This is a genomic window from Kocuria sp. CCUG 69068 (assembly GCF_020833785.1).
GTDB classification, from domain to species: Bacteria; Actinomycetota; Actinomycetes; order Actinomycetales; family Micrococcaceae; genus Kocuria; species Kocuria rosea.
In genome coordinates this window covers 1-10454 of sequence record NZ_PDDL01000117.1, presented here as the reverse complement: position 1 = coordinate 10454, position 10454 = coordinate 1, and the positions used below count along the sequence as shown (strand labels likewise).

The 10454-nt window shown below is 75.4% G+C and carries 9 protein-coding genes and 1 pseudogene; 2 read left to right on the top strand and 8 right to left on the bottom strand.

Annotated features, from left to right (window positions below; genetic code table 11):
* The 7 genes and pseudogenes from CRM73_RS16335 to CRM73_RS16305 form a co-directional block, all read right to left on the bottom strand.
* Positions 1–235: pseudogene (locus CRM73_RS16335) on the bottom strand (electron transfer flavoprotein subunit alpha/FixB family protein); the annotation flags it as partial.
* Between the two features lie 67 nt (positions 236–302).
* Positions 303–1127: an electron transfer flavoprotein subunit beta/FixA family protein gene (locus tag CRM73_RS16330; RefSeq protein ID WP_229588512.1), complete on the bottom strand. Its 825-nt coding sequence runs from the start codon at positions 1125–1127 to the stop codon at positions 303–305.
* Positions 1128–1200: 73 nt separating this feature from the next.
* On the bottom strand, positions 1201–2022 hold the full coding sequence (locus tag CRM73_RS16325) for a CoA ester lyase (RefSeq protein ID WP_229588510.1): 822 nt from the start codon (positions 2020–2022) through the stop codon (positions 1201–1203).
* Positions 2023–2081: 59 nt separating this feature from the next.
* Positions 2082–2570, bottom strand: a complete 489-nt coding sequence (locus CRM73_RS16320; protein WP_031282867.1) for a MaoC family dehydratase — start codon at positions 2568–2570, stop codon at positions 2082–2084.
* Between the two features lie 10 nt (positions 2571–2580).
* Positions 2581–3741, bottom strand: a complete 1161-nt coding sequence (locus CRM73_RS16315) for an acyl-CoA dehydrogenase family protein (RefSeq protein ID WP_229588508.1) — start codon at positions 3739–3741, stop codon at positions 2581–2583.
* Positions 3738–5891 (bottom strand): biotin carboxylase N-terminal domain-containing protein, encoded by a 2154-nt coding sequence (locus tag CRM73_RS16310; protein WP_229588505.1) that lies wholly within the window; start codon positions 5889–5891, stop codon positions 3738–3740. Before CRM73_RS16310 ends, CRM73_RS16315 begins: the two co-directional genes overlap by 4 nt.
* A complete protein-coding gene (locus CRM73_RS16305; RefSeq protein ID WP_035923465.1) occupies positions 5888–7495 on the bottom strand; it encodes a carboxyl transferase domain-containing protein in 1608 nt (535 codons plus the stop codon). The genes CRM73_RS16310 and CRM73_RS16305 overlap by 4 nt, the downstream gene beginning before the upstream one ends.
* Positions 7496–7619: 124 nt before the next feature.
* Between CRM73_RS16305 and CRM73_RS16300 the strand changes: the two genes are divergently transcribed.
* Both CRM73_RS16300 and CRM73_RS16295 read left to right on the top strand, forming a co-directional pair.
* Positions 7620–8294 carry a TetR/AcrR family transcriptional regulator gene (locus CRM73_RS16300; RefSeq protein ID WP_017833132.1) on the top strand — a complete coding sequence of 225 codons (675 nt, stop codon included), beginning with the start codon at positions 7620–7622 and terminating at the stop codon, positions 8292–8294.
* The gene (locus CRM73_RS16295) at positions 8291–9463 is read left to right on the top strand and encodes an acyl-CoA dehydrogenase family protein (RefSeq protein WP_229588503.1); all 1173 of its coding nucleotides are present in this window, start codon (positions 8291–8293) and stop codon (positions 9461–9463) included. Before CRM73_RS16300 ends, CRM73_RS16295 begins: the two co-directional genes overlap by 4 nt.
* A 12-nt stretch (positions 9464–9475) precedes the next feature.
* Here CRM73_RS16295 and CRM73_RS16290 read toward each other — a convergent pair whose 3' ends face one another.
* Positions 9476–10306, bottom strand: a complete 831-nt coding sequence (locus CRM73_RS16290; protein WP_081994055.1) for an IclR family transcriptional regulator — start codon at positions 10304–10306, stop codon at positions 9476–9478.
* Positions 10307–10454: the final 148 nt, after the last annotated feature.

Here is a 10454-nt window from a genome sequence, read left to right as displayed (position 1 = left end):
GCGCGACCGCCGGCGTGGTGAGCCGGTCGCCGGGCCCGCCCTCCGGGGCGTGCACGGCGCCCACCCCGTGGGCGGCGAGCTCGCCGAGCAGGGCGTCGCCGGGCGCGTCCGGCACGACGACGTGCGTCTCGCCCAGCGTGCCGGCGAGCACGAGCAGCTCCCGGTCGGCGCGGCGCAGCCGGTCCGTGGTGGCCAGCACCACCAGTGCGACGGTCGTGGTCGTGGTCGTGGTCATGGTCGTCCTCCTCCTGCCCGGCGGGCGGGCGCGTGCGATGGGGGTCCGGCGGGGTGCGGCCGGGTGCTCAGACGAGCCTCCGGGCCACCAGGAACTCGGCGAGGCGGATGCCGCCCTCGCCGTCGTCGGCCACGACCTTCCCGGCGGTCCGGGGCGGGCGCGGCACGGCGTCGAGCACCTCGGTGAGCGAGCCGGCGAGGCCCACGTCCCCGGCGTCCAGGCCGAGGTCGGCGACGGACCACGTCTGCACGGGCTTCTTCTTGGCCGCCATGATCGCCTTGAAGTTGGGGTAGCGCGGGGTGTTGACCTGGTCCGTCACGGCCACGAGCGCCGGCAGGTCCGCGGCGACCCGGAGGGCCTCGGTCTCGGTGTGCCGGACGGCCGTGAGCGAGGCGCCGTCCTCGGCCAGCGCCAGGGAGCTCGCGAAGCCGACGTGGGCGAGGCCGAGCCGCTCGGCGAGCTGACCGGGGACCAGGGACGTCTCGCCGTCGGTGGAGGCCATGCCGGTGAGCACGAGGTCCACGGCCCGGTCCTCCGCCGAGGCGATCCGCTGCACCGCCGCGGCGAGCACCCGGGCGGTGACCCAGGCGTCGGAGCCTGCGAGGGCGTCGTCGAGCACGTGGAACCCGGCGTCGGCGCCCAGCTGGCGGGCGCGCTTGAGCGCGCCCGTCGCACCCGCGGGTCCCAGGGTGAGGGCGAGCACGCGGTGCCCGGCCGCCGCGCCCCCGTGCGTCTCGACGATCTGCGCGGCGGCCTCGAGGGCGTACTCGTCGAGCTCGGAGAGGATCCCGGACGCGCGCTCGAGCAGGGGCGGGCTCCCGGCGAGGACGCGGTCCCCCGCGGCGTCGGGGACGTGCTTGACGGGGACGACGATCGTCAGGGGCTGGCTCATGGTCTCCTCCGGGCGGGACGGGGATGGGCGGTGACGGGGTGGTGACGGGCGGTCCGCGCGGACGGGCGGGGTCTCAGGCGTCCGCGCGGCGCACGAGGCGCTCGGCGTGGCGGATCAGGGGTGCGTCGACCATCCGCCCGCGGAACGCGAAGACGCCGGGGGTGCGGCGGGCGGCGGCGAGCAGCTCGCGGGCCGCGGCGACCTCCTCGGGGCCGGGCCGGTAGGCGGCGCGGACGGTCTCGACCTGCCCGGGGTGGAGGCAGGCGGTGGCCGCGAAGCCGGAGGCCACCGCGTCGAGGGCCTCCTCGCGCAGCCCGTCGTGGTCGGCGAGGTCGACGTGCACCGCGTCGATCGCGGGCCGGCCGGCGGCGCCGGCCGCGAGCAGGACGGCGGAGCGGGCGTGGCGGGCCACGTCCCGGTAGGCGCCGTCCCGGCGCCGGGACGAGCTGCCGCCGAGCGAGGCCACGAGGTCCTCGGCGCCCCACATCAGCGCGACCACGTTGGGGGACCGGGCGATCTCGGCCGCGTTGACCACGCCCTCCGCGGTCTCGCACAGCGCGACGACGCGGTGCAGGCCCAGCTCGGCGGCGACGGCGAGCCGCTCCGCGGAGGCGGTCTTGGGCAGCATCACGGTGGTGTACCCGGTGTGCCGCAGGGCGACGAGGTCGTGGGCGAAGTCCTCGGTGTCCTCGGCGTTGATCCGCACGATCGTGCGGGCGGGGTCCAGGGGCGTGGCCACGAGGGCGTCCCGGGCGGCGGGCTTGGCGGACGGGGCCACGGCGTCCTCGAGGTCGAGGATCACGGCGTCGGCGCGCTCGGCTGCCTTGGCGTAGCGCTCGGGGCGGTCGGCCGGGCAGAACAGCAGGGCGGGTCCGAGGGTGAACGGGTCGGTCATCGGGGCTCCTTGGCCGGGGGTCGCGGCGGGGTGTCGCGGTGGGGCATCACGGTGTGCTGTCACTGCGGGGCGGCATCGCGGGACCACACGAGCACCGAGCGGGTGCACTCGGCCACCACGACCCCCTCCTGGTTGCGGCCCACGTGCTTCACGCGGACGATGCCCTGCCCGGGCCGGGAGGCCGAGGGGCGGGCGCCGAGGACCTCGGAGGACGAGTACAGGGTGTCCCCGTGGAAGAGCGGGTGCGGGAAGGCGACCTCCTCGAAGCCCAGGTTCGCCACGATGGTGCCCTGGGTCAGCTGGGCCACGGACGCCCCCACGATGGTCGAGAGGGTGAACATGGAGTTCACGAGCCGCCGGCCGAAGGGCTGGCGCCCGGACCAGGCGGCGTCCAGGTGCAGGGACTGGGTGTTCATGGTGAGGGTCGTGAACAGCACGTTGTCCGCCTCGGTCACGGTCCGGCCCGGGGCGTGCTCGTAGACGGTGCCGACCTCGAACTCCTCGAACCACAGCCCGCGCTGGCGGACCACCCGGCGCTCCTCGGTCACGGCGGCCCCCTCAGAGTCCGAGCTCGCGGGCGATGAGCATGAGCTGCACCTCGGTGGTGCCCTCGCCGACCTCGAGGATCTTGGCGTCCCGGTAGTGGCGGGCCACCCGGAACTCGTTGATGAACCCGTAGCCGCCGAAGACCTGGGTGGCGTCCCGGGCGTTGTCCATCGCGGCCTCCCCGGCCACGAGCTTGGCGATCGCGGCCTGCGTCTTGAACGGCCGCCCGGCGAGCATCCGGGACGCGGCGTCGTAGTAGGCCAGCCGGGCGGTGTGGGCGCGGGCCTGCATCCGGGCGATCTTGAAGGAGACGGCCTGGTTGTCCCCGATGGGCCGTCCGAAGGACTGCCGCTCGCGCGCGTAGCGCACGGACTCCTCGACGCAGCCCTGGGCCGCGCCCGTGGCCAGGGCCGCGATGGCGATGCGGCCCTCGTCGAGGATGGACAGGAAGTTGGCGTAGCCGCGGCCCTCCTCCCCCAGCAGGTTCTCCTCGGGGACGCGGACGCCCTGGAGGGACAGCGGGTGGGTGTCCGAGGCATTCCAGCCGACCTTGTCGTAGGCCTGCTCGGCGCGGAAGCCGGGGGTGTCCGTGGGGACGATGATCGTGGAGATGTCCTTGCGCACCCGCCCGTCCGGCAGCTCCGTGGTGCCGGTGACCGCGGTGACGTTCACCAGGCGGGTGATCGCCGTGCCGGAGTTGGTGATGAACTCCTTGGCGCCGTCGATCACCCACTGCCCGTCCTCCCGCTTCGCGGTGGTGCGGGTCCCGCCGGCGTCCGAGCCGGCCTCCGGCTCGGTGAGCCCGAACCCGGCGAGCGCCCGGCCCGCGGCGAGATCGGGGAGCCACCGCTGCTTCTGCTCCTCGGTGCCGAAGCGGTGGATGGGCATGGCGCCCAGCGACACCCCGGCCTCGAGGGTGATGGCCACGGACTGGTCGACGCGGGCGATCTGCTCCAGCGCCAGGCACAGGGCGAAGTAGTCCCCGCCCATCCCCCCGTACTCCTCGGGGAAGGGCAGGCCGAACAGGCCCATCTCCCCCATCTGCGCCACGATGTCGTAGGGGAACTCGTGCGCGGCGTCGTACCGCGCGGAGACCGGGGCGATCACCTCGTCGGCGAAGTCGCGGACGGTGTCGGAGAGGTCCTGGTACTCCTCGTCGAGCTCGAAGTTCATGGGGTGCGCTCCTGGTCGGTCGGACGGGGGTCGGTCTGCGGGCGGGTGCCGGGGTCCTCCGGGGCGCCGCCGGGAGTCCCGGCGGGAGCGCCGTCCGGCACGTCGTCGCGGGCGTCCCCGGGGACCGGTGCGGGCACGCCCTCGGGGACGACGTCGGGGACCACGCGGGCGAGCAGCTGGTGCAGCGCCACGCGGTCACCGGCCCGCACGGAGAGCTCGGCGGTGCCGGCGGTGGGGGCGGTCAGGCGGTGCTCCATCTTCATGGCTTCGACCACCACCACGGTCTGCCCCTCGGCGACCCGGTCCCCGGTGGCGGCCGGGACGGCGACCACGGTGCCGGGCATGGGCGAGTGCAGCTCCGGGGCGGCGGGCCCGGCCGTGCGCTCGAGGGCGGCCAGCGACCGCTCGAGCCGGGCCTCGCGGGTCAGCACCCGGAGCTCGTAGGCGCAGCCGTCCTCGCCCACCCAGACGCTGTCCGCGCCCGCGGCCACGTGGATCACCCGGGCCGTCCCGCCGCTCTCGAGCAGGTGCGCGGCCGGGCGGCCCGGCAGCGGGGTCAGGCGCACGGCGGGGTCCACGGCGGTCCGCCGGGGCTCCTCGAGCCCGTGGGCCAGCACCACCGTGGGCCGGGCGCGGCCGGCGGCCCGCCAGCCGTCCGGGCGGGACCAGGGGCCCGTGTCCCCGGCGGGGCGCGGGTCGGCGGGCCGGTGCCGGGCGAGGTGGGCGGCCGCGGCGGCGAAGTGGCTCTCGTCGGGTGCCGTGAACTCCAGCTCCGGCAGGCGCCGCTCGATGAGGGTCGTGTCCATGACCCCGGCGCGCACCCCGGGATCGGCCAGCAGGGCGCGCAGGTACTCGGTGTTGGTGCCCACCCCGAGCACCACGGTGTCCGCCAGGGCCAGGTCGAGCCGGTCGAGGGCCTGGGCCCGGTCGGCGCCCCAGGCGACGACCTTGGCGAGCAGCGGGTCGTAGTCCGAGCCCACGGTCAGCCCCGGTGCCAGCGCGGAGTCCACGCGGATCCCCGGGCCGGAGGCCTCCTCCAGGGCCAGCACGGTGCCGGCGGTGGGCAGGAAGCCGCGGGCGGGGTCCTCGGCGTAGAGCCGGGCCTCGACCGCGTGGCCGGTGAGCACCACGTCCTCCTGCGCCAGGTCCAGCGGCTCCCCCGCGGCGACGCGGATCTGCTGCGCCACGAGGTCCGTGCCGGTGACCAGCTCGGTGACGGGGTGCTCCACCTGCAGGCGGGTGTTCATCTCCATGAAGTAGAAGGTCCCGGGCTGCGCGGCGGGCACCAGGAACTCCACGGTGCCCGCACCGGTGTAGCCCACGGAGCGGGCCACCCGGCAGGCGGCCTGCCCGATCCGCTCCCGGGTGGCGGGGTCCAGCAGCGGCGAGGGCGCCTCCTCGATGACCTTCTGGTGCCGCCGCTGCAGGGAGCACTCCCGCTCCCCCAGGTGGACCACGGCCCCGTGGGCGTCGGCGAGGACCTGCACCTCGATGTGCCGGGGGGACTCGACGAGCTGCTCGAGGAGCAGGGTGTCGTCGCCGAAGGCGGCCGCGGCCACCCGGCGGGCCGTGGCCAGGGCCTCCGGCAGCTCGTCCGGGGCCGCCACCACGTGCATGCCCTTGCCGCCGCCCCCGGCCGAGGGCTTGATCAGGATCGGGTACGTCATCCCGGCGGCCGCGGCCGCCAGGGCGTCGTCGTCGAGACCGGGCTCGGAGACCCCGGGGACCGTGGGCACCCCGGCGGCGGACACGTGCCGCTTGGCGCGGATCTTGTCGCCCATCGTCTCGAGGGCCTCCACGCCGGGGCCGATGAACACGATCCCCGCGTCCGCGCACGCCCGGGCGAAGGCGGCGTTCTCGGACAGGAACCCGTAGCCGGGGTGGATCGCCTGCGCGCCGGTGGCCCGCGCCGCCCCGAGCACGGCGTCGATGCGCAGATAGCTCTCGGCCGGGGCCGCCGGGCCCACGCACACGGCCGTGTCGGCCTCCCGCACGTGCACCGCGTCCCGGTCGGCCTCGCTGTAGACCGCGACCGAGCGGATCCCCAGCGCCCGGAGCGTGCGCAGGACCCGGCGGGCGATCTCCCCGCGGTTGGCCACGAGGACGACGTCGAAGCGGCGCGGCGGCGTGCCGGCGGTCACGGGGATCACATCCTGAAGAGGCCGAAGGCCGGCTCGGGCAGCGGGGTCCGGGAGCAGACCTCGAGGGCCAGCCCGAGCACCTCCCGGGTGTCGGTGGGGGCGATCACGCCGTCGTCCCAGAGCCGGGCGGTGGAGTACCAGGGGCTGCCCTGGGCCTCGTACCGGGCCCGGACGGGCGCCATGAACGCCTCGCGCTCGGCCGGGTCCCACTCCTGTCCGCGGGCGGCCAGCTGGTCGGCCTTCACGGTGGCCAGCACCGAGGCGGCCTGGGCCCCGCCCATCACCGAGATCCGCGCCTGGGGCCAGAGGAACAGGAAGCGCGGGGAGTAGGCCCGCCCGCACATGGAGTAGTTGCCGGCCCCGAAGGAGCCGCCGATCACCACGGTGAGCTTGGGCACCCGGGTGGTGGCCACGGCCGTGACCATCTTGGCGCCGTGCTTGGCGATGCCGCCGGCCTCGTAGTCGCGGCCCACCATGAAGCCGGTGATGTTCTGCAGGAACAGCAGGGGGATCCCGCGCTGGTCGCACAGCTCGACGAAGTGGGCGCCCTTCAGCGCCGACTCCGCGAAGAGCACCCCGTTGTTGGCCACGATGCCCACCGGGTGGCCGTGGACGTGGGCGAAGCCGGTGACCAGCGTGGTGCCGTACTCGGCCTTGAACTCGGCGAAGCGGCTGCCGTCCACGAGCCGGGCGATGACCTCGTGCACGTCGTAGCCGGAGTTGGGGTCGACCGGCACCGCCCCGGGGAGCTCGTCCTCGGCCACGGCCGGGGGCGCGGGCTCCCTCACCGGCCAGGCCCGCGGGCCCGGCGGCGGCAGGGTCGCCACGATGTCCCGGACGATCTGCAGGGCGTGGGCGTCGTTCTCGGCGAGGTGGTCGACCACCCCGGACGTCCGGGCGTGCAGCTCTCCGCCGCCGAGCTCCTCGGCGGTGACCTCCTCGCCGGTGGCGGCCTTCACCAGCGGCGGGCCGCCCAGGAAGATCGTGCCCTGCCCGCGCACGATGACGGTCTCGTCGCTCATCGCCGGGACGTAGGCCCCGCCAGCGGTGCAGGAGCCGAGCACGGCCGCGATCTGCGCGATGCCCGCCGCCGAGAGGTGGGCCTGGTTGAAGAAGATCCGCCCGAAGTGCTCCCGGTCCGGGAAGACCTCGTCCTGCAGCGGCAGGTACGCCCCGCCCGAGTCGACGAGGTAGACGCAGGGCAGCCGGTTCTCCAGGGCGATCTCCTGGGCGCGCAGGTGCTTCTTGACCGTCACGGGGTAGTAGGTGCCGCCCTTGACCGTGGCGTCGTTGCACACGACCATCACCTGCCGGCCGTGGACCAGGCCGATCCCGGCGATCAGGCCGGCCCCCGGGCACTCGTCGTCGTACATCCCCTCCGCGGCCAGGGCGCCGAGCTCCAGGAACGGGCTGCCCTCGTCCAGCAGGTGATCCACCCGCTCGCGCGGCAGCAGCTTGCCGCGCGCCACGTGCCGCCGCCGGGAGGCCTCGGGCCCGCCCTGCGCCGCCCGCTCCAGGCGCCGGGTCAGCTCCTCGGCGAGCCCCTGCTGGGCGGCCGCGTTGGCGGCGAACTCCGCGCCGCCCGGATCGACCTGGGTGCTCAGCACGCGCATGGGTTCCCTCCGCTCCGGGCCGGCCGTCCGGGGATGCCATTTCGGTTAATCACGACTAACTTGGGGTTCAGGTTAGTGGTGGCTCACTAGAATGTCCAGGAATCCGACCCCGAGAGCAGGACCCGTGACCCAGACCCAGCGCGGCCCCGGCCCGCCCACCACCGTGCGCGGGCAGGCCAAGGCCCGGCGGCGCCAGGACCTCCTGGCCGCCTCCGCCACGCTCTTCGCCGAGCGCGGCTTCGCCGGCGTCTCGATCGACGACATCGGCGCCGCCGCGGGGGTCAGCGGGCCCGCGGTCTACCGGCACTTCCCGCGCAAGCAGGCGGTCCTGGGCGCGATCCTGCTCGAGGTCAGCCACGACCTGCTCGACCGGGGCCGCGAGGTGGTGGCCCGCTCCCCCGATCCGGCCCGGCGGCTGCGGGCGCTGATCTCCTTCCAGGTGGAGTTCGCGCTGCACCGTCCCGCCGTGATCGTGGTGCAGGACCGGGAGCTGCCGAACCTGACCGAGGAGGACCGCCGCGCGGTCCGCGTCCTGCAGCGCGGCTACGTGACGCTGTGGGTGGACGCCCTGCAGGAGCTGGCCCCGGCGCGCGACGTCGCGGAGCTCACCCTGCGCGCCCAGGCCGCCTTCGGGCTCATCAACTCGACCCCCCACTCCCTGCGGACGGCCCACCGGCTGCGCGCCCCGCAGGACGCGGGGCGGCTCGACGCGGCCCGGGCCGCCCTCGAGGAGATGACCTGGGCCGCGCTGCGCACCGCGTTCGCCCCGACCCCCACCAGCACAGGAGGCACCCCGTGACCGAGACCCCGGCGTTCTACGAGGAGGAGCACGAGGAGTTCCGCGAGGTGGCCCGCGAGTTCACGACCCGCGAGGTGGCCCCGCACTACGCCGCGTGGGACGCCCAGCACATGATGCCCCGCAGCCTGTGGACGGCCGCCGGCGGGGCCGGCCTGCTCGGCCTCGCCCTGCCCGAGGAGTTCGGCGGCATGGGCCTGACGGACTACCGGTTCCGCGCCGTGCTCGACGAGGAGCTGGTCCGCCAGGGCGCCCTCGGCGTGGCCCTGGCCCTGCACCTGCACGACGACTGGGTGCTGCCCCACCTGCTCGCCCACGGCACCGACGAGCAGAAGCGGCGGTGGCTGCCGCGCATGCTCACGGGGGAGCTCGTCACCTCCGTGGCCTGGACCGAGCCGGGCGCGGGCTCCGACCTGCGCGGGGTGCGCACCCGGGCCGTGCGCGACGGCGAGGAGTGGGTGCTCACCGGTCAGAAGACGTTCATCGGCAACGGGATCAGCGGGGACGCCGCCCTCGTCCTGGCGCGCACGGACGGGGAGACCGGGCGCGCCGGGGAGGACGCCCTCAGCCTGTTCCTGGTGCACAAGGCGGACTCCCCCGGCTACGGGACGGGCAAGCAGCTCGACAAGATGGGGGTCAGGGCCTCGGACACCGCCGAGCTGTTCTTCGAGGACGTCCGGGTTCCGGCGGTGAACCTCGTCGGCGCCGAGGGCGGCGGGCTGCGGCAGATCCAGCAGGTGCTGCCGCAGGGGCGGCTGGCGGTGGCCGTGGCCGCGAGCGCCGTCGCCCGCTCGACCCTGGCGGACACCCTCCGGTACACCGGCGAGCGCACGGCCTTCGGCTCCCGGGTGCTGGACTTCCAGCACACCCGGTTCGAGCTCGCGGAGCTGACGGTCGAGGTGGAGGTCGTCGAGGCCTACGTGCAGCGGGCGGTGCACGCGTTCAACGCGGGGACCCTCGACGTGGTGGGGGCGTCCAAGGCCAAGTACTGGGCCGGCGAGCGGGCGCGCTCCGTCACCGACCGGTGCCTCCAGCTGCACGGCGGCTACGGGTACATCCTCGACTACCCGGTGGCGCAGGCCTATCTCGCGGCCCGGCTGCTGACGATCTTCGGGGGCACCAGCGAGATCCTGCGGGAGACCATCGGGCGGGCCGTGGCCGACGAGGCGTGAGGAGCGCCCCGGTCAGCGCACCTCCAGGGACGCCCGCCCGGCCCGGCGGGCCGCCGGTGCCGCGCCGAGCCGCTGGGACACCTCCCGGGCCGCCGCCACGGTGGCGGCCGCGAGCAGCTCGGCCTGTTCCGGCGTGACCCGGTAGCGGGGCGCGGCGACCATGACGGCCGCCACCAGCTGGTCCCGGTGGTCGCGGACGGCGGCGGCGACCCCGACCTCCTCCACGGAGGTCTTGCCGTAGTTGAGGGCCACCCCGTCCTCGGCGACCTGCCGCAGGGACTCCAGGTAGAGCTCGATGCCCGCCTCGGTGGGATCGGGCAGCTCGACGATCCCGGACAGCAGCAGCGCCCGGACCCGCTCCGGCGGCTGCTCGGCGAGGAAGATCTGCACCGAGGCGCTCAGGGCCGTGTCGTACCGGGTGCCCAGCGGGGTGGTGTGCTTGATCTGCCGCGGGCTGGGGATCTGCTCCACGCACACGGCCTGGTCGCCGTTCCAGACCAGCAGCGCGCTGGTCTCCTGGGTCTGCTCGGTCAGCTCGAGCAGCACGGGGTACGCCACCCGCCGCTCGTCCAGTTCCGCGAGCAGCGGGCCGGCCACGGAGATCAGGCCGAGCCCCAGGCGGTAGCGCCGCGTCTGCGGGTCCCGCTCCACCACGTCCTCCCGCTCCAGGGTGGTCAGGAGCCGGGAGACGGTGCTCTTGTGCAGGCCCACGCGCGCCGCGATCTCGGTCACCCCGAGCGTGGGCTCGGCCGCGGAGAAGCACCGCAGCACCCGCAGGGCGTGGGAGACGACGGACGCCGCGCGGGCTTCGCTCGAGGAGGCGCTGGCCGGTGATTCAGTCATAGGACTCTCCATTCTCCTGCACGGGGGCGGGTCCGCCGTGCACGGCCGTCCCGGCGGCGGGGCCGTGTGTCGCGGCCCCGCCGCCCGGAGGCCGTGCGCCGGCGCTCGCACCGCGGGACGGTGGGCACGCCGCGACCGTGGTCAGGGC